The 21,786-nt window shown below is 59.1% G+C and carries 19 protein-coding genes; 11 read left to right on the top strand and 8 right to left on the bottom strand.

The features are described 5' to 3' along the window. Nucleotides 1-101 precede the first annotated feature (101 nt). From BGIM_RS0121530 to BGIM_RS57985, 4 genes are read left to right on the top strand one after another with little or no spacing between them, the layout of a single operon-like run. Nucleotides 102-2,930 (top strand): PAS domain S-box protein, encoded by a 2,829-nt coding sequence (locus BGIM_RS0121530; protein ID WP_020471803.1) that lies wholly within the window; start codon nt 102-104, stop codon nt 2,928-2,930. Further along, on the top strand, nt 2,927-3,388 hold the full coding sequence (locus tag BGIM_RS0121525) for a response regulator (protein ID WP_020471802.1): 462 nt from the start codon (nt 2,927-2,929) through the stop codon (nt 3,386-3,388). Before BGIM_RS0121530 ends, BGIM_RS0121525 begins: the two co-directional genes overlap by 4 nt. Continuing rightward, on the top strand, nt 3,366-4,553 hold the full coding sequence (locus BGIM_RS0121520) for a hybrid sensor histidine kinase/response regulator (RefSeq protein WP_020471801.1): 1,188 nt from the start codon (nt 3,366-3,368) through the stop codon (nt 4,551-4,553). Before BGIM_RS0121525 ends, BGIM_RS0121520 begins: the two co-directional genes overlap by 23 nt. A gap of 16 nt (nt 4,554-4,569) precedes the next feature. Continuing rightward, the gene (locus BGIM_RS57985; RefSeq protein WP_020471800.1) at nt 4,570-5,124 is read left to right on the top strand and encodes a PNPOx family protein; all 555 of its coding nucleotides are present in this window, start codon (nt 4,570-4,572) and stop codon (nt 5,122-5,124) included. A gap of 10 nt (nt 5,125-5,134) precedes the next feature. Here BGIM_RS57985 and BGIM_RS0121510 read toward each other — a convergent pair whose 3' ends face one another. Beyond that, nucleotides 5,135-5,707, bottom strand: coding sequence for a protoglobin family protein (locus BGIM_RS0121510; protein ID WP_020471799.1), 573 nt, complete (start codon nt 5,705-5,707; stop codon nt 5,135-5,137). Between the two features lie 109 nt (nt 5,708-5,816). Here BGIM_RS0121510 and BGIM_RS0121505 point away from each other — a divergent pair, with 109 nt between their 5' ends. Both BGIM_RS0121505 and BGIM_RS0121500 read left to right on the top strand, forming a co-directional pair. Further along, entirely contained in the window at nt 5,817-6,284 is a 468-nt protein-coding gene (locus BGIM_RS0121505; protein ID WP_020471798.1) for an RrF2 family transcriptional regulator, read from the top strand. A gap of 93 nt (nt 6,285-6,377) precedes the next feature. Then, nucleotides 6,378-7,220, top strand: a complete 843-nt coding sequence (locus tag BGIM_RS0121500) for a fumarylacetoacetate hydrolase family protein (protein WP_020471797.1) — start codon at nt 6,378-6,380, stop codon at nt 7,218-7,220. Between the two features lie 14 nt (nt 7,221-7,234). Here BGIM_RS0121500 and BGIM_RS0121495 read toward each other — a convergent pair whose 3' ends face one another. The 3 genes from BGIM_RS0121495 to BGIM_RS0121485 all read right to left on the bottom strand — a co-directional run bounded on the left by BGIM_RS0121495 (nt 7,235) and on the right by BGIM_RS0121485 (nt 10,495). Then, the gene (locus BGIM_RS0121495) at nt 7,235-8,023 is read right to left on the bottom strand and encodes a DUF4058 family protein (RefSeq protein WP_020471796.1); all 789 of its coding nucleotides are present in this window, start codon (nt 8,021-8,023) and stop codon (nt 7,235-7,237) included. Between the two features lie 147 nt (nt 8,024-8,170). Next, complete coding sequence (locus BGIM_RS0121490) at nt 8,171-9,658, bottom strand: DUF1501 domain-containing protein (protein ID WP_020471795.1); 1,488 nt, start codon at nt 9,656-9,658, stop codon at nt 8,171-8,173. Between the two features lie 108 nt (nt 9,659-9,766). Next, nucleotides 9,767-10,495: a hypothetical protein gene (locus BGIM_RS0121485; protein ID WP_020471794.1), complete on the bottom strand. Its 729-nt coding sequence runs from the start codon at nt 10,493-10,495 to the stop codon at nt 9,767-9,769. Between the two features lie 324 nt (nt 10,496-10,819). Here BGIM_RS0121485 and BGIM_RS65960 point away from each other — a divergent pair, with 324 nt between their 5' ends. Continuing rightward, complete coding sequence (locus tag BGIM_RS65960) at nt 10,820-11,218, top strand: hypothetical protein (RefSeq protein WP_020471793.1); 399 nt, start codon at nt 10,820-10,822, stop codon at nt 11,216-11,218. 83 nt (nt 11,219-11,301) lie between these two features. Next, nucleotides 11,302-12,204: a metallophosphoesterase gene (locus BGIM_RS0121475; RefSeq protein ID WP_020471792.1), complete on the top strand. Its 903-nt coding sequence runs from the start codon at nt 11,302-11,304 to the stop codon at nt 12,202-12,204. Between the two features lie 222 nt (nt 12,205-12,426). Here the strand turns inward: BGIM_RS0121475 and BGIM_RS51695 are convergent, their stop codons facing one another. Beyond that, complete coding sequence (locus tag BGIM_RS51695) at nt 12,427-12,783, bottom strand: ArsC family (seleno)protein (RefSeq protein ID WP_020471791.1); 357 nt, start codon at nt 12,781-12,783, stop codon at nt 12,427-12,429. A 298-nt stretch (nt 12,784-13,081) separates the two neighbouring features. On the opposite strand from BGIM_RS51695, the gene BGIM_RS0121465 reads away from it, so the two are divergent. Next, nucleotides 13,082-15,619, top strand: a complete 2,538-nt coding sequence (locus BGIM_RS0121465; RefSeq protein ID WP_157369326.1) for a hypothetical protein — start codon at nt 13,082-13,084, stop codon at nt 15,617-15,619. Here the strand turns inward: BGIM_RS0121465 and BGIM_RS0121460 are convergent. Beyond that, nucleotides 15,589-16,053: a hypothetical protein gene (locus tag BGIM_RS0121460; protein WP_029630250.1), complete on the bottom strand. Its 465-nt coding sequence runs from the start codon at nt 16,051-16,053 to the stop codon at nt 15,589-15,591. The genes BGIM_RS0121465 and BGIM_RS0121460 overlap by 31 nt on opposite strands. A gap of 58 nt (nt 16,054-16,111) precedes the next feature. On the opposite strand from BGIM_RS0121460, the gene BGIM_RS0121455 reads away from it, so the two are divergent. After that, on the top strand, nt 16,112-17,290 hold the full coding sequence (locus BGIM_RS0121455; protein ID WP_020471789.1) for an MFS transporter: 1,179 nt from the start codon (nt 16,112-16,114) through the stop codon (nt 17,288-17,290). A 73-nt stretch (nt 17,291-17,363) separates the two neighbouring features. Next, a complete protein-coding gene (locus BGIM_RS0121450; RefSeq protein ID WP_020471788.1) occupies nt 17,364-18,326 on the top strand; it encodes an alpha/beta hydrolase family protein in 963 nt (320 codons plus the stop codon). A gap of 25 nt (nt 18,327-18,351) precedes the next feature. On the opposite strand, the gene BGIM_RS0121445 is transcribed toward BGIM_RS0121450, so the two are convergent. Beyond that, nucleotides 18,352-20,037: a hypothetical protein gene (locus BGIM_RS0121445; RefSeq protein ID WP_020471787.1), complete on the bottom strand. Its 1,686-nt coding sequence runs from the start codon at nt 20,035-20,037 to the stop codon at nt 18,352-18,354. Next, complete coding sequence (locus BGIM_RS0121440) at nt 20,034-21,662, bottom strand: hypothetical protein (RefSeq protein WP_020471786.1); 1,629 nt, start codon at nt 21,660-21,662, stop codon at nt 20,034-20,036. The genes BGIM_RS0121445 and BGIM_RS0121440 overlap by 4 nt, the downstream gene beginning before the upstream one ends. Nucleotides 21,663-21,786: the final 124 nt, after the last annotated feature.

Below are 21,786 nucleotides of genomic sequence, written 5' to 3'. Positions count from 1 at the left end.
CGCCAGAAAAGCCGCCTTGGACGGTTTTTTGCATTTATTCCGAATCCAGCGTTTCAAAAGATGTGTTTCCCAAGCGACATCGCCAATCGGGAGGACAACCGTTGTTTGAGTTTTTCACCGGTCTTTTTGATTCCTCGCCGTTTGTTCGGATGCAAACGGTGGCCGGATGGACCCGGAATCTCATCTGGCTGCACACTGGCTCGGATGTCGCCATTTCTCTCGCGTGTGTGCTTGTCCCGCTGGTGGCGTTTCTGCTCACTCGCCGACAGAACCTGCCGCCGCCTCCTCGCGTGGTTTGGATGTTCGGTCTGTTCCTGGCCATGATCGGGCTGACTCACTTTGTCATGGCAATCATGTTTCAGGCCCCCGTCTACCGGTTCGCTGGGACCATGAAACTTCTCACGGCCGTGGCCGGCTGGGCCGCCGTCATCACGCTGATTCCGGCGATCCCCAAGGCAATCGCTTGGTGGGAAGCCTGCCGGGCGTTGTCCCAAGGTTCGACAATCACTGACCCGGAACCCGAGTCGGACAATCGGTTTCTCGATTACATGGTGGCGGGCATCGCCGCCGGGGTGGCCGTTCTCATCCGGCAAGTGCTGGACCCGTTGCTGGCCGGCGACCACGCGATGGTCATTCCGCTGGTGGCCGTGATGCTCATTTCGTGGCGAAGCGGATTTGGTCCCGCCATCCTCACGATGTTCCTGAGCATGTTGGGGGTGTTGGTGTTGTTTGTGCTTCCCAGTGAAAAGCGTCAGATCGAGGCCGTCAGCGATCAGATTGTCGTGGGGATGTTCCTGTTTTGCGGAGTGGTGACCGCCATTCTCGGGGAAGCCCAGCGAACCGGGCGAAAACGGGTGCAACAAACGCTCGCTGATCTTCGCACGGCCAACGAGCAACTGGCCGACTCTCAGCGGGAGACGGCCGCCGCCCTCGCCCGGTTGAATGCGTTTATCGACAACGCCCCGGTCGGCATCGCGTTCTTTGATGAAAAGCTCCGATCCCTGAAGGCGAACCTGCCCCTGTTGCAAGCCCGGAACAAGCCCGTGGCCAATCCGATGGGCCGCCTGCCGAGGGAAGTATTGCCGGAATTTTCCGATGACTTGCTGGCCGAATTGGAACAAGCGATGGCGAAAAACACGCCGATCGCCAGCCGGATCGGCGAAGTGCCCCCGCGAGACAACAAAGGGGAACCGACGGTCTGGCTGTTGAGCGCCTTCCCGATCCGGCACGAATACGGCTTCAGCCTCGGCCTCGGCGTGATCGCGAGGGACATCACCGAACAGCACCGCGCCCAGCGTCAATTGCAGGAAAGCGAAGACCGCTTCCGCACGCTTGCGGAGGCGATGCCGCAGATCGTCTGGACGGCCCGGCCGGATGGCTACCTCGAATATTTCAATGCTCGCTGGTACGAATTCACCGGCCTGACCCCGGAAGAGAGCATCGGCTCCGACTGGAAATATCCCCTGCATCCGGGAGATTCTGAAAACACCCGGGTACGCTGGCAACACTCGTTGCAAACGGGCGATTTTTACGAGATTGAATACCGGCTCCGGGGCCGGGAGGGCGACTATCGCTGGTTCATCGCCCGCGCCACGCCCGTGCGAAACGCGGCGGGGCAGATCATCCGCTGGTTCGGAACCTGCACGGATATCGATGATTTCCGAAGAATTTCGGACGAGGCGCAGACAAACGCCCAACGCTTCCGCACGCTCACGGAATCAATTCCGCAACTTGTCTGGAACACCGATTCTCATGGGCGGCCCACTTACTTCAACACTCGCTGGAGGGAGTACACCGGGCTGGCCGATCTGGGTCGCGGGGATCTCTCATGGAAAGACATCATCCACCCGGACGACTTGAACACAGTCGGGGAAGCTTGGGGCCGGGTTCTGCGCGGGTTGCCGGAGGTTTCCCGGCTGGAAATTCGGGTTCGACGGGCGGAGGACGGGCAGTTTCGATGGTTCCAGACCGCCATCGAACCCTTGCGGCGTCCGGACGGTTCCGTGGATCAGTGGATCGGCTCGCTCAACGACATCGACGATCAAAAACGAGAGGCCGAGCGACTGGAGGATCGTGTCCGGGAACAAACTGCCGTGTTGCGGCAGACGAACGAGACGTTGCAAATGGAGGTTTCGGAACGCCAGCATGCCGAGGAGCAAGTGCGGTCGGTGGCCATTGAACTGCGCCGCAGCAACGAAGAACTGGAGCAATTTGCCTACGTCGCCTCGCATGATTTGCAGGAACCGCTTCGTAAAATCCAAGCCTTCGGGGATCGGTTGGCCAACAAGTTCCGGGAACAGGTCGGCGAGCAGGGGCGAGAATACATTGATCGCATGTTGAATTCGGCCGGCCGGATGAGGTCGCTCATCAACGATCTGCTCTCTTTTTCGCGGGTGAGCAGCAAGGCGCACGTCTTCGCCCCGGTGGATCTTGGCCGGGTGGTGCGCGAGGTGCTGTCGGATTTGGAAGTCCGTATCGGTGAAACCGGGGCAACGGTTACGCCGGGGTTGCTGCCAACCATCGAAGCCGACGCCCTTCAAATGCGGCAACTTTTTCAAAACCTGATCGCCAATTCATTGAAGTTTCGCAAAAAAGACGTGGCCCCCCGCATCGAGGTGACGGCGACGCCGACCGGGGAACTGCCGCCCAACACGGACCCTCCCGCAACCGTGGACGGGGTGCGGATCACCCTGCGGGACAATGGCATCGGTTTTGATCAATCTTACGCCGAACGGATCTTTGAAGTGTTTCAGCGTTTGCACGCCAAGCACGAATTTGAGGGAACTGGCATCGGACTTGCAGTCTGTCGGAAGATCGTGGAACGCCACGGTGGAACAATCGTTGCCCGCAGCCAGCCCAATGAAGGAGCTGTCTTCCTCATCGACATGCCAGTCTCCCAGGCCAAAGCAACGAGGAAGGTGCTTCCATGAAATCCGTCAGACCCGTGACCATCTTGGTGGCCGACGACGATCCGGATGACCGACAACTGACCAAAGAGGCTTTTGACGAGGCCAGACTCGCCAATGACCTGCGGTTCGTCGAAGATGGCGTTGAATTGCTCGATTATCTGAACCAGCGAGGCAAGTTCTCCAATCCGGAGGACGCGCCGCGGCCGAGCATCATCTTGCTCGACTTGAACATGCCCCGCAAGGATGGCCGCCAGGCATTGGCCGAATTGAAGGCCGACCCCCGGTTTAAGTCTATCCGGGTGATTATTATGACGACCTCCAAGGCGGAGGAAGACATTCTGAGAACATATGACCTCTCCGCTGCGTCATATATCACGAAACCGGTAACGTTCGACGCCCTTGTGGATGTGGTGAGGACGATCGGCAAGTATTGGCTGGAGATCGTGGAGTTGCCTGATGTCCAACGCCAGACGCCCTGAGGGCGTGATTCGGCTTCTGTTGGTGGATGACGACCCGGACGACTACGCCCTCACCAAGGAAGTCGTCGCCGAGATGCCGCGCGGACCTTACGAACTGGTTTGGGTCTCCGACTACGAATCAGCCAAAGAGGCCATTTCCAAGGGCGATTATCACGTCTTCCTGATCGACTACCGCATTGGGGCGAAAACCGGGCTTGATCTGGTGAAGGAAACTCAAGTTCATGCTCTGCACGGCCCGGTGATCTTGCTGACCGGGCAGAGCGAGGACGAGATTGACACAGCCGCCATGTCCGCCGGGGCCTCGGATTATCTCGAAAAGAACCGCCTGAACGCCGTGGTGCTGGAACGGGCTATCCGTTTTGCCCGGCGGCAATGGGAAACCGAACAAGAACTGGAACGCAAGGTCGCCGAGCGGACCAAGAAATTGGAGGCTGCCAACGAAGCTCTGCTGGACGCCGACCGCCGAAAAGATGACTTTCTCGCCACCCTGGCCCACGAACTTCGCAATCCGCTTGCCCCCATCCGCAACGCCTTGGAAATCCTGCGGCTTGCCCAGGGGAACCCGAATGCCGTCGAACAATCCCGCCAGATGATGGACCGGCAGGTCCGTCACATGGTCCGCCTCATCGACGACCTGCTGGACGTCTCCCGGCTCGCACGCGGCAAACTTCGCCTGACTTTCGTCGAGGCCGACCTGAACGAGGTGATGCAAGACGCCATTGAGGCCGTGCTTCCGATCATCCAAAAAGCCGGGCTGACGCTCGAAGCCCCCCGGCACCCGGAAAAACTCCCCATTGTGGCCGACCGTGTCCGTCTGGTGCAGATGCTCACGAACATCTTGGGCAACGCCGCCAAATATACCGAGACGGGTGGAAAAGTGACGATGAGCGCCGCTCTCAACGAAGATCACTACGTCATCACCATCCGGGACACGGGCGTCGGCATTCCTCCGGAATTGTTGCCGAAAATCTTCGATCTGTTCACGCAAATTGACCGCACTCTGAACCGTTCCCAAGGTGGCTTGGGGATCGGCCTCGCCCTTGTGAAGAGGCTTGTTGACATGCACGGCGGCTTCGTGACCGCCCACAGCGAAGGCACCGGAACCGGGGCGGAATTTCAACTTCGGCTGCCATTGAAACCACCGGAGACAAGCCACGAGCGATAGTTGCTCGGCAAAAAACATGATCGATCTGACGAGCGTCTCTGAGATCTTCGCTTTTCTCAATCGAGAAGACGGCTTCCGATTATTGAGCATGGCGTCGCTCGGTCCGGGTTTTTTCCCCGAATCCCGGCTGGTGGTGCGCCGCCGCGTCGATGAATCGACACGATCAATTCATGTTCACACAGATGTGCGAAGCCCCAAAATTGCCCAGTTGCAGACCGATCCCCGATTGACCCTCCTCTTTTACGATCCAGCCACCCGGATTCAGGTCCGGTGCCGGGCGGTGGCGTCAATTCACATCGAGGACGGCATCGCCCACGATGCGTGGCTGTCCATCGCCCCGCTCAACCGGGTCATGTATGCCGCTGTGGAATCGCCGGGGCAGATGGTTGAGGATCATCCCCCGATGCCCGCCATCCCGGAGGAAGACGACCTGGTGGCTTTTCGACATTTTGCCGTGATCGTCTGCTACCTGACGGAAATGGACGTGCTGGAATTGACTGCGGACCAAAATCGCCGTGCCCTCTTGCGCTGGACCGGAAGCGGATGGGAATCGGCGAAGTTGGCCCCGTGATTGACCCTTTTCAGACGGCATACTGCCGTGTGATTAAATCATTCTGAATCCACAACAACTTGCCAAAAGCCCGCAGAGTGGCGACTTCTGTCGCCCGATCCAGTCCGAGGCCCAAGATGGTCGCATTGAAAGCATCGGCCACGAAACCCATCAGGGCGTTCATTTGCACAAGGGGGACATGGATGTTTTTCGACCCGGCCTTGTTGGTGTGCATTTTGCCCACCATGTCGAGATAAGAAAGCATTTTGCCGTCGTAGGGTTTGGTCACCAGCGTCACCAAATACCGGCTCAGATGTTCCTTGCGGAAAGCGATAACCGGGTGATCCGGAGGAAGATCTTCCAGAGCCATCGGAAGGCCACCGGTAAAACCATCCTGTCGGGGGACGAAGTGCCGCCAAGTGGACGTGTAGTTGAAAAGCTTGGCGTAAACGGCGTCTACCAACCCCGGCACCAACGGGGCCAAGGCTCCGGCGGCCCCGTGGATGGCGGCAATGTCCGCCTCGCCGAAGCCCATGAATTCGGCCACATAACCGAATCGGTACGCCAGGTCGCTTTCCAGTCGCGGTTCATCAATTGTTTGCATCAGATTTCTCGCCAAATTGAATATCGGATCTAAATGTCTTGTTTTGGTTTCAATCTAATCCGCGTATCATGGAATTCAACATCAAAACGTCCGATTTCCGGAGCGAGCTTTGTTTTCCCAATCGGTCGAATATGCCCTGCGGGCCGTGGTTTACCTCGCCACCCACATGGAGGAACCATCGACGACGGAAGCCATGGCCGCCACCACCAAGGTGCCCGCCCCTTACCTTGCCAAGATTTTGCAAGGGTTGAACCGGCATGGAATCGTAAAGTCTCAACGCGGCATCGGCGGCGGGATACTGCTGGCAAAGCCGCCGGCCGAGTTGACCATTCTGGAAGTCGTCAACGCTGTCGATCCGATTAAACGCATCAAAACATGCCCCCTTGGCATTTCCACACACGGGGTCAATCTGTGTCCGTTGCATAAACGCATGGATGATGCTCTCGCAATGGTTGAAAAAGCCTTTCATGAAAGCACGCTGGCCGAGGTGCTTGCGGAACCCAATCCGAGCGTGCCATTGTGCGAATTTCCCGGCGTGCCGCTGGGGGTGAGGACAAAGGCGAAGAAGATGAGTTGAATGCCGATGGCTTGCCGCGATTCCCCCTCTTGTCAAACGCCCGGTTCGCCGGACAATTTTGAGAATTGAATCCGACTCTCACAGGGTGGCATCATGCAGTTGGCCAAAGTCCGCACCGCGGACGGCATCATTCGGTTCGGGGCTGTCGCCCACGGGAAGTTTCACGCCTTTTCGTGGCCGGGAACGCTTGGCGATTTGCTGGCGGCCCCGAATCCCGAGACGTTGACCGCCGAGCAACTGGCCGCCAATCCGAACGGCGTCCCCTTCACGGACGTGACCATACTTCCCCCGGTGGACAAGCAGGAAATCTGGGCGGCGGGCGTCACCTACAAGCGAAGCAAACTCGCCCGCGAGGAGGAATCAGCCGGGGCCGCATCGTTCTACGACAAGGTGTATTCGGCCGACCGCCCAGAGTTGTTCATGAAGGCCTCCTCTTGGCGGGCCGTCCCGACGGGTGGCAAGGTGCGCATCCGGGCCGACGGCAAATGGAACGTGCCAGAACCGGAACTAACGCTGGTGATTTCCCCGGCCCTCAAGATTGTCGGCTACACCATCGGCAACGACATGTCCTCCCGCGACATCGAGGGGGAAAACCCCCTCTATCTGCCGCAGGCGAAGATTTACGACGGTTCCTGTGCCATCGGCCCGGTCATCACACTGGTGAGCGGCATGCCCCCGTTGCCGGAAGTCAGTATCAAGCTGACCATCGAACGCGACGGCAAACCGGCCTTTGAAGGAACCACCAATCTCGGCATGATGGCCCGCACCCCCGAGGCGTTGGTGGAATGGCTCGGAAAGGAAATGAGCTTCCCGGACGGCGTGTTGTTGATGACGGGAACCGGCATCGTCCCCCCTGATGCCTTCACACTGGCGAGCAGCGACGTGATCCACATCACGATTGACGGCATCGGGACGCTGACCAACACCGTCGCGTAAAACAAGCGGCCGGTTTAACTGGAAACCGCGTTCGGCCCGCGACCGGCCGGAATGAGGCCCGAGGCCCAAGCCTCGTCCTCGGGCGAAAGCGGCGGCTCGGGGGGATTACGATAGATCACTCGCTCGTATCTCACCCGGTCATAGGTTTCGTTCAGAAGTTCTTGCAAATTCACTTGGATTGGCGAGTCTGGTTCCAGCAGGGGGACGGGGATGACCGGAAGTTCGTCCCGAAGGGCGACGGGCCAGACACCCACGGCCGGGCGGTCCTCTCGTCGGCTGACCAGCATGCAGTAATCGCAGACGGGTAATTCTGGCGGCGCGGGCCGCAAGCCGCCCCGGCGAAGATCAATCTCCACAAAGTGCGAGTCACTTCGCAACACCTGCAATCGTTTGGCCAGATATTCTTCCCGGCCCCGGCCGTTGGTCTTGTTGCTCGGGCTGAGGAGTTCGATCACTGTCACCACGCGGCGGGTTGATCCCTCGATCACCTCCAGCCAGCGCTCCCGTTCCTCCTCCACGGCGGGAAGCATCAGCCGGACGGGGGCAGTGATTGTCGCCGTCGTCGGCCCCGGTCGGGGATGGTCATCGCTCAGAATACCCGCGTCAGCGATGGCGATTCCGGAAAACCGTTCATCGGCTGATCGTTCGTGGAACACCACGCGGACTTCGCATTTCACGAAATATCGTTCGGATAGTTTTTCCGCGAGGATTTTTTGAAGGGTCATTAGAAAGTTGTTGTGGAAATCCCGCCAGCTATCTGCCGTCTCGAAATACGGGTTCATGCCGGGGAAGGGAGAGGGCATTGCTTCTGTCTCCGACTTTGGTCACAGTCCTTGTTTGTGACAAGGAGACAAGGTGACACGGTGACACGGTGAGAAAACCGTTTGTTTTGATCACCGTGTCACCTTGTCTCCTTGTCTCCTTGTCTCCTTGTCTTCGTGTCATCTTCATTATGCCAACAACTCCCGCACCACGCTCCCGCCGGGGATGATCGGCACCGGGCGGCCGGTTTTGTCCCGGAGCATGGTTTCCAGGTCGTAGCCCAGCAGGTGGTACATGGTGGCCAGCACGTCCTTCGGAGAGGTCGGGCGGTCGGTCACGGTGCCGCCGATCTTGTCCGTCTTGCCGACCACGCGGCCACGGGCGGTGCCTCCACCGGCGAAGAGGGCGGTGTAGGCTTGCGCCCAGTGGTCCCGGCCGCCGCCGTTCACGGTGGTGATCTTCGGGGTCCGGCCGTGTTCGCTGAGCATGACCACCAACGTGTCGTCCAGCATTCCCCGTTGTTCAAGATCGAGGATCAACCCGGAGAAGGCCCGGTCGAAGCCCGGCATCAGTTCGTTTTTCATCCGGGGGTAATGTTCCCAGTGGGTGTCCCAACCGCTGCCGGCGAAGCCAAACTCGTCCCAGAACACGGTGACGAACTTGGAACCGGCCTCCACTAACCGCCGGGCCGCCAACGAGGCTTGGCCGAAGACGGTCATGCCGTAATTTTCCCGCGTCTTCACGGATTCCCGGCTGATGTCGAGGGCATCCCGCACCGTGCTGGTGGAGATCATTTCATAGGCAGTTCGGCGGTGTTCTTCGTAAGTCGCCGGAGCCTCGCCCCGCAGGCGGCGCGCATCATCAAATTGGGCCAGCAGGCTTTTGCGGCGGTCCAGCCGGTCCAGCGTCATCTCGGCCGTTGGCGTCGCCGCATCCCCGAGCGTAAACCGGCCGTTCGGGGCGATGCCGACATACGGTTCCTTGAAGGTTTCGTATTTGCCTTGGAGCGTTTTGGTGATTTCCCGAGTGGCTTCGCCGACAAATTCGGTGTAATGCGGGTGATACCGGCTTCCCAGATACGCGGCATACGGTCCCGCCCGTTGCACCTCTCCGGTGCGGCGGGAACTGAAGGGCCAAGGCAGGGCAATGTTGTCCGGGACCGCCTTGCGGGTCTTTTTCTGTTGTTCCAAGTAGCTGACCACCGACCCGACGAACGGCCAGTGTCGGCCATCGTGCGGATTGAGTTCCATCGCCACGTCGATGTTGTCAATTCCCGTGGTCGCGTAGGCAACGCCGTGAATCGGGTGCTTGTGCGTCAAAGATCGCAGCACGGTCACCCGGTCCATTACCCGGCTGGTGTATGGCAGCAATTCGCAGACATCGCAACCCGGCAACGAGGACCGAATGGCCTTGAGTTCGCCGCGAATCTCGGGCGGGGCGTCCGGCTTCATGTCCGCCAGTTCCAACTGGCTCGGGGAACCATACAGATACAGGAGAATGCAATTTTTCGCCTTGCCAAAGGAAAGATCCTTCGGTTGATCGGCCGACGGGGGCGTGGAAGCCCGCAAATGATCGGCAAGCGTCAGGCCGAGCATGTTCAAGCCGCCGACCCACATGGCGTCTCGCCGGGTGAGGCCGTCGCAGAAATTTTTCGCGGAACCAAGGACACGAAGCACGGATGGCCCCTTTCGTGGGTCGAAGGGGAGAGATAAAACGGAACACCAGCAGAGGGTTAATCATCACCCAAACCGACCCCAAACGCAAGGGGGAAGCCCCCGGTTTTCTCAAGCCGGTTTTCTCAGCCCAATCTTGGCGATCCGATAGAGGTACTCGATCAGGAAAATCGTGGTCAGCGCGCCGAAGGTGTGCCAGAGCCAGTGGGTTCCCATCGGCAACAACGGCGGGCGCCATGTGTCGGCGATCCGGCAGAGCCAGGCCAGACCGAAACAGGCCAGCGAAGAGACGATCCACCCGACATCGCGGAATTTCGTGCGAATCAGCACGATGACAATGGGGGAGAGAATGATAATCGCCAATCCCGCGTAGGACATATTAATGGCCCAATGGTGGGGCAGTTTCCAGTGGCCCAGTAATTGCAAAAATCCCAAGACAGCCAGTATTCCGAAGAGATATCGAAGTTTTGGCCCAAGCCGAATCCATAGGTAGAGACTAACCATCAATCCCAATAGATAGATGGGGACGACATCCAAGAGAAAAAAACCGGTCCAGTTCCGCAAACCGTGGTAGAGGGTGCCACCCACGCCTCCGACAAACAACAGAGGCAAGGCCATCGATAAAAATGGATATTCCCGATAACGGCCACGAAGCCGCCAAACCCATACAAGGACAATAAGGACGAAAAAGAATCCGGTGACGGTGTTCCACGGTTCCGCAACCCAGCCGGGGTACGGTTCCAACCGCCGGATCTCGTCGGGGGTTTCGATGTAGAACGGTCCATGGTCGAGTCCCACCACAGGTTCGGCCTGTCCGGCGGGGGAATCGGCATCAGACATGGGGCACTCTCCGGTCGGCCAAAAACACGGCATCGGGCGTTGTAACGATATGAAATATTTCACCGGAATCCGGGTTTCTGCTTTCTCGGCTTGACACCCCCGGAGAGCGTTCCTAAAGAAGCGTCTACGAATCGGAACCCCGGTCTCCGACAGGCATTTGCGTGTCGTCCGGGCCGGATTGTCCCTGTCTCTGAAAAATCAGTTACCCACCGGCCGAACGGGTCCTGTCGGCTTGGTGGTTAAGGCTGGAGTTTCGTCGCGAAACTTCCGATAGCCAAAGAAAATGCACGGACTCTGATCCATTGGCACTGAGGAACCTTTCCCATGACCGGCCGCACCAAACTGCTCCTGGCGGGGCTTGCCGAGGCGGGAATCCACCCGTTTCCGGCCCGAAACCCCGCGCCAACCGAACGGACGCCCCTTTGGGCCGCCCGTGATGAAGATGATGTTGACGAAGACGACGCCGAAGACGATGCGGATGATGACGACGACGATGAAGACGAAGAGGACGAGGAAGAATTCGAGGACGACGACCTTGAGGACGACGACCTTGAGGACGAAGAATTTGAAGACGACGATTTCGACGATGATGATTTCGACGATGACGATGACGATCTGGACGACGACGATTTCGGAGATGACGACGAGGACGATGATGATGACGACGAGGACGATGATGATGACGACGAGGACGATGATGATGACGAGGAACCGGCGGTTTGACCCGCTGTTACAATGAGGAACACGGCGTTTCGGTGAAACGCCGGTCTTGATTGGTTTTCGCCTCTGTTATTGGATTCAACACCATGCCGGAAGTTCGGTCCGGTTTACCCGGTTTGTCCTCCCCGGCGGTTGTTTCTTCCCCGACCGCCCGCTGGGTGGGTCGGCAATGGGCCCGTTGGAATTATGCCCGTCAAATCGAGCCGGTCTGGCTTGAGGAAAACGATCTCACCATCCCCGTTCGCGATTTGCCAGCCCCATTGGAGGGGCTGACGATCGCCCATCTGACGGACTTTCACGACGGGCCGCAACTACCTGCGGAATACTTCCACGAAGTGATCGAGCGGACCAACGGCCGCCGGCCGGATCTGATCGCCCTCACGGGGGATTACATCCATCATGGTTACAAGTCCGTGGCGTCGGCCGCCGAGACGCTTGGCCGGTTGAAGGCCCCCTTGGGGGTGTTCGCCGTGCTGGGGAATCATGATTTTTCCGTGCGGAATGCCTTGGGCCTGCGGCGGCATCGCGGATTGCACCAAGCCATCGCGGATGCCCTGTCAAACAAAGGGATCCGCGTATTGCGGAATGAGGGTTTGCTGATCGGCCAAGGGGCCGTCTCCTTTGGATTGGCGGGCATTGATGATTTGTGGTCCCGCGAGTGCGACCCGGCCACCGCCCTGCGAGATTTGCCTTGGGATCTTCCCCGCGTGTTGCTGGCCCATAATCCGCAAACCGTCGAAATGCTGGCCGGCCACCGATCCGACCTCATGCTGAGCGGTCACACCCACGGCGGGCAGGTGAACTGGCCGGGCTTGGGCCGGGTGTTCCTAAGTAAAAAGTCCCGCCGGATGGCGGCGGGCTTGCACCATCACGAATCGGTCCCCGTGTATGTGAACAAGGGAGTGGGCTTCGGCTGGCGCTTCCGTTTCGGTGTGCGCCCGGAAATCGCCTTCCTCCGGCTCACCCGGATGAAGCAAAGAGAAGACTAACCACAAAGACGCAAAGGTCACACAAAGTTTCACAAAGAATAAAACCGGACCGGAAGCAAAGAAAAGAAAAAGTCAGTGAAGAAAGAAAACAGTGCTTTTCTTGGTTTCGCTCAGTGTTCTTTTTCTTCCCTTTGCTTGTTGCTTTCGGTCCGGTTTTATTCTTTGTGAAACTTTATGTGACCTTTGCGTCTTTGTGGTTAGTCTTCTCTTTGCTTTCCCACCTCACAAGCCGAGGATGGTCTTGTAGGTTTCCTCATGGAAGCCGACCATCATTGTCTTGCCGACGAAGGCGGTGGGCGCTCGCAGGTTGCCGGTCGGGCCGATCAGGACCGCCAGTAATTCCTCATCCGATGGCGGGTTCTTCTTCAAGTCGAATTCAACCACCTTTTGGCCTTTCATCGCCACCACGCGGTCGGCCGTCCGGGCGAGTTTCAGGGCCTCCTCCGGGCTGATGCGTTCCTTGGAGGCTTCCTTCTTCTCGCTGACGGTCACCCCGCCGACGGATTCCATGTAGCCCCGAGCTTTTTTGCAGGTGACACAGGATTTTCGGTCGTACATCCAGTCAATTTTTTTTGCCATTACGGCGTCTCCTCAAAATTGCGGTGAAAAGCGAAGCATGAGTGAATGAATACCAGACAATCCCCCTCCCGTCCGATGGAACACCCTTGCCGTGACGGATTTGTGTGCCATGATTTCCCTGAAGAGGTTGGAAGGAATCAACTAAACCGTGTGTTCGGCCACCCCTCCCATCTCCCCGACTGGCCGGGCAAACCTGACCTTCCTTCTAATTTGCTAATTTGGGTACAATCTGAAAGCCTTGACGGACAATACCCGGGACCAGGGAGCCGACGGGACATCAACCGCCGGAAATGAGCATATGCAGGTTCAACCGTTTCAAACCACCAGCGGCATGATGTCGCCGGGAACGTCCGTTCACTCGTTTGGCGGCGATCCGCGCATCAACGTCCCGGCCGGGCACGGCCCGGTTCCCCCCAGCCTGTTTGCCATCTTCCTTCAAGAGATTTTGAAGCGGAAGGCGCTGTTGGTTGTGTGGGGGATCATCACGATCGTCCTCGCGGCCGCCCTGATCTTCAAATTTGCCAAGCCAATGTACCGGGCCGAGGGGAAACTGGCCTACATCCCGAACTATCGCGGCGGAACCCGGCCGCTCTACAACCCGCCGAACATCCAGACGATGGGGCAGATCATCAAGTCGATGGACGCCCCCGAAAGCGTTCGTGAAAAGCACATGCCGTGGGTCTCCAAGGATGACTTTGCGAAGAACCTGCATGTCGAAGTTTCCAAGATGTCCGAGTTTCTGGATGTCTCCTATGACTCGACCGACCCGGAAACCGCCATCACCATCGCCAACGCGGTAATGGATGAATCCATTCTGTACTTCGGAAAATACCGGCAAACCACGCTGAAAGAGCGAGCCGCCGAGGTGAAGGCTGATTTGGAACGCGCGATGGCCGATCTGCAAAAGGCCAATGATGAGTTTTCAAAAGCCGAAAGAAGCAAGGGTGTTTCAAACATCAAAGTGGATATCGACAACGCCAAGGCGGCCCTCGCGGACGAAGAACGAAATCTTCGAACACTCAGGGAAGCCGAGGCTAAGTTGAAACTGGAATTTGCTTTTTTGAAGAATCGCCAAGAAAGCTCACAGACAGACACCGAACGTGGGGTGGATGAATCGTTCAATCCAATTCTTCAAGCATTGCAAAGCGAGTACACGGTCGGACAACAAACGGCCCAGATTTACATGGCGGCCAAAGCCAAAGTCATCCAGTTGCAATCTGAAGAGGAGCGGATGCGTGTATTGACAGCCCGGGGAGTGAATCCGATCAGTGAATATCAGAAAGTAGTCGCCGACCTCCAAGCCAATGAGGCCATTGTCAAACAATATGAGGATTCACAGGAACTCCGGGAGGCAATGAAAAAACGGTATGACTTGTTGAAAAAACATCTTCTCAGTGGCAAGCCATTGCGGTTGAGTAATAACTCAGAGATGGACAAGGCCGCCAAAGACTTGGCGACAATGCCTGCGGTGATTGCCAGCAGCGAAGCCCAAGTCAATGAAAAACGGATCGCTCTGACGTCTCTGCTGACCCTTCAGCATGATCTTGAACCGAAGCAAGTGGCCATTACCTTGACTTTCAACCGGGTCACCCAATTGTCGGATCAACTCAATGATTCGGTGGGCCGAGACAAGGACCCCAACGCGGACGATCTCAAGATTGCCACTCCGGCTTCCACCGGCAACGGTCCTTACGCGACCAACGTGCCGAAACTGGCGGCCTCCGTTTTGGGACTCTCGTCGTTGCTTTTCCTCGGCTACATCGCCTTGTTCGCGATTCCGCAGGTGATGGCCAGCCATCATCGGGCGGCGGCTGTCCAAACCCAGCAACCAAGGGCGCTGCTCGCCGTGGTTCCGGTGGCGGCCAATGTCCCGATGAATCCCCAGCCGACCGCCGCCGCTCCGGAACAACCCAAGGCTCCGCGTTTGATCGAAGGATCGGGCGGCGAGATGATATCCCTCTCGGAACCCGTTCCGGCCCCAACCCCGGCCAAGCCAACTCCTGCCCACACCGTGTCCGCGCCGACCGAACACGAAATCATCATTCCGCTGGAAGCCACGCCCGCCCAGCCGAAGCCGGTTCCCGCGAAGGCGACCCAATTCCCGCCGTCCAGGGCTTCTTTGTCGCTCAAGGATCTGGGTAGTTCTTCCAAGTCCGTGCCGCTCGCGCCGACGCCCATTCCGCAAACGCCGGTCCCGGCGCCGATGCCGACAAAGGAACCTGTCCAACCGATAGTGAAAGCACCGGCGCCGATGACCGATGCCGTGCAGGCGTTGGCGAAGCGGATTTCGCAGGAAGGCGTGGATCGGGGGAGCATCGTTCTGTTCACCCCCACGCAAGAACAGCTTCAACTCACGCCGATCATTGGCGACCTTGGCCGACAACTCAGTCAGGAAGGCAACCGTGTGCTGGTGTTCGACGCTCGCACCGGCGTTGAGCATCCCTCATGGGCCGGGCCGAACACGCCGGGCGTAGCCAATCGCGTCGAGGGGTATCTGGATGGCCAATCCGAAGCAACGCATTGCTTCGTGCCCACCTCCATGAAGAACGTCGAATATTCGCGGGCCGATCTCACCAACCGCGTCAGCGGGGTGATGTCCGCCCACCGTTTCCGGCAACTGGTCGAAGAAATGCGGGAACGCTATTCGCTCGTGCTGATGGTCGCCCCGACAATGGAATTGGGCGGCAATGATCCGCTGCTGACCGCTCTGGCCGAGGGGTTGGTCCTCGTCACCGAAAGCACCGCCCCGGCGAATCAGATCAGGGCCTACATCGACCATCTGGCCGAACAAGTTCCGGCCCCGGTTTACGGAGCCTTGTCGGTTCCCAAGGCGTAATCCCGCAGCGTCAGGGCGGTCCAGGCCAGACTGGCCGCCCAGATGGCCGTGGCGGCGAGAAGATAGAGTCGGTGCCACCAATAAAACACCTCGAATTGCGGAATCAACTCCCCCTCGGCCGCATCCACAAACCGGCCGATCACCGGATGAAGGGCGAACTCGCCCGCCAGACCGGACACCATGATTCCCCAGCAAACCCAGCGATACTTTGACTTCCCGGCCGCCAGTTGATCCCAAGCCATCAGCAGCAGGGCTGGCAGGCCGATCAGATTCATCCATTCCGTGACCGGCCGGGTCACGCGCCCTTGGGTGAATCCTCCCAATTCATCAGTACCCATGGGAACCACAATGGCGGCGTAAAACAAAAATCCCCCCTGCCAGAACATGAGGGCCTGCCAGACCAGCCAGCGTCGAACCGTTTTCCAATTCTTCATGTTTTGTTTCGTTCCTCGGGGGCGCCACGTTGTCATCCTATTTCCGTACCCTGACCCCATGCGGACGTTTAGCTCCCTCCGGCATCGGAATTACCGACTTTATTTCATCGGACAATTGGTCTCGTTGATCGGGTCGTGGACGCAGACCACCGCCCTGATGTGGATCGCCCACCAGAAGACCGGCCTCGCCCAGTGGCCGGCGTTTTTGGTGGCCGTGCAGATCGGCCCGACGTTTCTCTTTGGCGCCTTGGGTGGATCGCTGGCCGACCGGGTGCCGAAACGCCGGCTCATCGTGGCCACGCAATCGTGCTTTCTCACGGCTGCCGGAATCTTGATGGCTCTTTACTATCTGGACGCCCTGACGCTGTGGGTGATGCTCGCCATCATGTTCTTCCACGGGTGCGTGCAGGCCATCGACCTCCCGGCCCGGCTGGCGTTCGTGCCGGGGTTGGTTCCGCGTGAAGACCTAATTAACGCCGTCGCCCTCAATTCGCTGCTTTTCAACGCCGCGCGGGCCATTGGCCCGGCCATCGCCGGGTTTCTGCTGCATGTCTCCGGGCCGGGGTTGTGCTTCTTGGTGAACGCCATCAGCTATCTGGCGGTGCTGTTCGCGCTGCGATTGATGACGCTGCCGCCGGAGGAGGAAATCGTTCCCGCGAAAACGCCCGGCGGCGGGTTCGGCGTGTTGTCCCGCGAAGGGCGGTTGCTGGCCTTGGTGCTGGTGGCGGGGTTGGTGGCCATCGGCGGCTGGCCGTTGCTGGCGTTGCTCCCCTCGTATGCGGCGAAGGTGCTGGGCCGGGGGGAGGATGGTTACAGCATGCTCCTGAGTTCCGTGGGGGCCGGGGCGTTGCTGGCGGCCCTGACGGCGGCGACCTATGGCTCCGAAACCCGGCGCCGCCGGTTGCTCTTCGCCGGGTTGTGTCTTGTGGCGATGGCCCTCGTCGGGATGGCGGCCGCGTCGGAGCAAATCGGGGCGATGGCCGCCTGCATTCTGTTCGGCTATGGAATGATTATGTTCTTCGCAACGGGCCAGTCGGCCGTGCAATTGAGCGTGTTGAACCAAGATCGCGGCAAGGTGATGGGCGTTTGGGCGATGATGCTCAGCGCCGGGGTGCCGATGGGCAATCTCGTGTTCGGCCCGGCGGCCGATGCCTTCGGGCTCACGGCCGTGCTGTTGGCCCAAGCCGGAATTGTCCTTTTGGCGGCGTCGATTATCCTGTTTGGCAGGGTAAGATGAATCCAAACCGGGCCAATGCCCGGATATGCAAATCGCTTTTCATCGTGTCATCTTCCGACAGGAGACTCCCGAGATGAAACCCCTCATTCTTCCCCTGCTGGGACTCTTGATGCTGGCCGGGTGCAACCGGCCGGGAAATCAGACCGAAAAACCGTCCACGCTCCCCGAGGCCCGCAAGGGATTTGTCACGAAACTCCCCGCGCAGACGGGCATCAGACATCCGGTTGACACGCCTCCCGCCGGGGTGTTTCAAGTGGTGAAATACGCCTCCCCGGCCGGCAACATGTCCGCATACCTCAGCCCGGACCCGAAGGACGGCAAAAAGCGTCCGGCCATCATTTGGATCACCGGCGGTGACTGTAATTCGATTGGCGAGGGATGTTGGGAAGAAGGACCGGCCGACGGCGATGAATCCGCCTGCCAGTACCGCAAAGCCGGGATCATGATGATGTTCCCGGCTTTGCGCGGCGGGAATACCAATCCGGGCTTTAAGGAAGGCTACTACGGCGAAGTGGAAGACGTGCTGGCGGCCGCCGACTTCCTCGCCAAGCAGGAATACGTCGATCCCGCCCGCATCTATCTGGGCGGCCACAGCACCGGCGGCACGCTGGCGTTGCTGGTGGCCGAATGCAGTGACCGCTTCCGGGCCGTCTTCTCCTTCGGCCCGGTGGACGACGTGTCCGGCTACCCTGCCGAATTTCTGCCTTTCAATCATTCCAATCGCAAGGAAGTGGAACTGAGGTCGCCGGGCTACTGGCTCTCAGGCATCAAGAGCCCCGTGTTTGTGCTGGAAGGGGGACGCAAAGGCAACATCGAGTGTCTGCAAAACATGTCGCGGGCGACGAGCAATCCCAACGTGCATTTCCTGCCGGTCAACTGGGGCGATCATTTCAGCATCCTCGCCCCGATGAACCGGCTGCTGGCTGAAAAAATCCTGCAAGACGACGGCCCCGAATCCAACCTGACGCTGACCGAGGAAGACGTGAAGAAACCCCAGGCGGCGAACAAGAAGCAAAAGCCAAAGGCAAAAGAATGATGTTTCCGCCGGTCGGCGTGCTTGGTCAATCAATTCCGAAGAACGGCAAATCCAGCGGCGGTGACTCCTTCAACGGCATTTCGATGGCCCCGTCATCGCCGCGAGGAGCATCATTTTTTCCCCGGCCTTGGTCGTCGATCCGATTCTCGCCGATGCTATGTAACATGTAGCCTGTGTCTGTGCGATGGTATTTCAATTCGCCGCCGGAGTAGATGTCCTTCGGGATTTCGGGCAGGTATTTTGGGGCCAGATCCGTGAGTTCCGCCGGATAGCGGCTTTGATCGATCTGATAAGCGGCCAAGGCAAAGGCGACCGCCAGATTGCGATGCTGTTGCATGGTTCGTGTCTCCAATGCCGCCATCTTGCGTGTTGACGGGCGCATCAGGATGATCACAATCTTTCCGAAGAGTTCCCCTCGTTGTTTCGCGCCGAGGATGGACATGGCCCATGCTTGTTGCTCGGATTCATTGGAAAGGTCTTTCAATGAATCTTCCAACTCCCTGATCGCCTGTTCGCGGGCTTGGAGATCCTCGATTCGCATGGCGGTGACGATGCGATCATACCAGCCGTTGGCCAACCGCATGGCCGCGTCCCAATCGGTGCTGCGGGAAAATGGACGCCCCGCCACTGGTTCCGCCAAGGCAGTGTCTGCCCCGCGATTGAGTAGTTTCAAGATTTCCGATCCGGTGCGAGCCATCCACTGGAGTGTGTCGAGCGCCGAGAACCGCTCGGTCAGATCGATCTTGTCAGCGGCATGGAGGGGAGGAAGAAGATTGTTGAGGTCGGCCCGGCAGACCGCCAGCCTCGGGGCTGTCAGTTTCGCATGGCTCAGGAATACTGTCTCCGCATTCATCGCGATCAATTGAATGGTCACGGCGGCCCGATACTCAACCTCCGTGCCCCCTTGCTCCATTACCTGGCCGAATCGGTGGCAGGTGATCAGGTCCTTCCATGCTTCGTCCGTTCGGCCGGCCCCGAGGTGCAGCATCGCCCGGCAGACGAATAACTGCGCCGCCTGCCGACAATACTGCAAGGTGGGCAACAGGCAATTGATCAAGGGGGCAATCCCGGCCGGGGTGGGCTTTGGCACCAGCGGGTTGTAGTAGGCCGGCCGCGTTGAGGCTTGGGCGAACAGCTCCAGGGGACGGGAATTCTTGGCGAGCCACTCGACAAGGAGCGGTTCGTCTGCCGCCTTCCAAGGCCACTTTTGCGCCCGAGCCTGCCGGGCGTCTCGAATCTCTTCAACACTAGGTTCATCATCTCTCTTGGGAGGCGCTTCTTCGACCGCCACAGGCGTCTTTGCCCTGAGGAAGTAGTACCAAGGTAGGAGATATTCCCCTTCCTCCGGCGGGGCCGGTTGGCCGAGCCACCGGAAGTATTCATCGGGCAGGGTGGTGCCTTCCGGGTGGGGGCCGATGGCCTGCCAGATAAGGACGTTGGCGTTTTGCTCGGGAGTGGTATTCCCGCGAAGGCGGGTGTTGAGGGCAGCGATGTTGTCCACGAAACCGTCGTCGCCCACATGGTCGGTGGCGTAAGTGGTCTCGGGGCTGACGGTGTAAATGTTCTTTCCCGGCAGGGCGGCGAAGGCGAGCAGCAAGAAGAGAATAATCGGCGTGGCGATCAACACCCACAACAGCCGGCGGCGTTTCTTTTCCGTGGTCATGCGATAGCGGCCTTTGGCAAAGTGGTTGTGTTTCGACGAGATTCTCACTCCGGCGGATCGACTGGTTTCGGCTTCTCCAGCGGCGGCGGTTCCTTCGCGGGCATTTCGAGGGGCAGGTCGTCGCCGGGGGGATTGCTGTCCCGGTCCCGGCCTTGGTCGTCAATGTGGTTGGCTCCGACGCTGTACAGCAGATATCCGGTGGTGGTGCGGCGGTATGTCAGCTCGTTGTTCGTAAATATGTCCTTTGGAATCTCGGGCAGGTACTTGGGGGCCAGTTCCGCCAGTCTGGCCGGGTAATGGCCGAGATCGACCTTATAAGCGGCCAAGGCAAAGGCGACCGTCAGTTGATGGTGCAGTTGTCTGGAGCGGACATCCGCCACGGATACCTTGTCCAACGAGGGAAGCACCAAGCCGACGATGATCTTTCCGATGTTTTCCCCTCGTTGTTTCGGCCCGAGCAAGTGGGTGGTCCATGCTGTTGTCGCATCCGACTTCATGGCGCTCAGTTCTTGTTCGATGGCCGCCATCTCCCGTCGGCGGGTTGGTTCGTCGTCTTGACGAAGGACGGCAACACATCGGTCGTACCACGTGTTTGCCAGTTGAAACGCCGGATCCCAGTTCACGCTCCGGCTGAACAAGCGGCTCCGGGGACGGTCGGGGTTTTCGGAGCCTCCCAATTCGGGGAGATCCATGATCGAGGTCGTCCCGGTGCGGGCGGCCATCTGCATGGCGTCCAGCAAATAGTAACGCTCGGCAAGATCAATCTTTTCCGCGACGCGGGAAGGGGGCGGCAGACGCCCGAGGTCGTCCCGGCAGGCCGTGAGTTGGGGGATGGTCAGTTTTGTCTGACTGAGGAACACCGTCTCCCCTTGAATGGCAATCGATTGAATCGCCACGCCGACCAGATATTCGATGAGCGTGCCCCCTCGCTCCATCACACGGCCAAGCCGGTGGCATGTCATCAAATCCCGCCACGCCTCGTCGGGCCGGCCGGTGCCGAGGTGCATCATCGCCCGGCAGACGAACAAGATCGCTGATTCCCGGTAAATCTGGACGTTGGGAAATTGGCTGCTCATCAACAAACCGTTCCCCGGCGGGGAACTGCCCGGCACGATCGGGTTGTAATAGGCGGGGAGCGCCGATGCTTGCGCGAGGGTGGCCAGCGGGCGTGTGTTCTTCGCCACCCAAGCGGCGGTGTCCGGATCGTTTGCCGCTGCCCAAGGCCATTTCTTGGCGCGATCCCGACGGACGGTCGGATCGATTGGGTCGATCAGGTCGTCTCGCGCCGCCTCGTCCTCGACCGGGGCCGGGGGCTTCGCCTTAAGGAAGTCCTCCCATCCGACCAGATATTCTCCCTTTTCCGGCGGGGCCGGGTGGCCGAGCCATTGGAAATATTCCTTGGGCAAAGTCTTCCCCGCCGGCCGGGGACCGATGGCCTGCCAGAAGAGGATATTGGCATTCTGTTCGGGGGTGATGTCGCCTCGCAGCCGTGTGTTCAAGGCGGTGACATAGTCCACCCATCCTTCCGCGTTGACTGGTTCGGTCGCATGAGTGGTTTCAGGGCTGACGGTGTGCGTGATCTTCCCCGGCCAGGCGGCATAGACGAATAGACCGACAAATACCAAGGGGAGGATGATCAACAGCCGTCGGCGGCGTTTCTTTTCCGCGATCATGTGGGCTCTTTGAAATCAGCGAGAAAATGTTGCGTCCATTTTAGGGATTCTACCCCGGCGGATGTGTCCGATGATGGTGACTCACTTGCCATCAAGCGATTGGATCGCCGTTATCGTACTTTGG

The sequence above is a fragment of the Zavarzinella formosa DSM 19928 genome (assembly GCF_000255705.1).
Lineage (GTDB): Bacteria > Planctomycetota > Planctomycetia > Gemmatales > Gemmataceae > Zavarzinella > Zavarzinella formosa.
The sequence above is the reverse complement of the archived record's forward strand: the minus strand, read 5'-3'. Positions and strand labels throughout refer to the sequence as shown.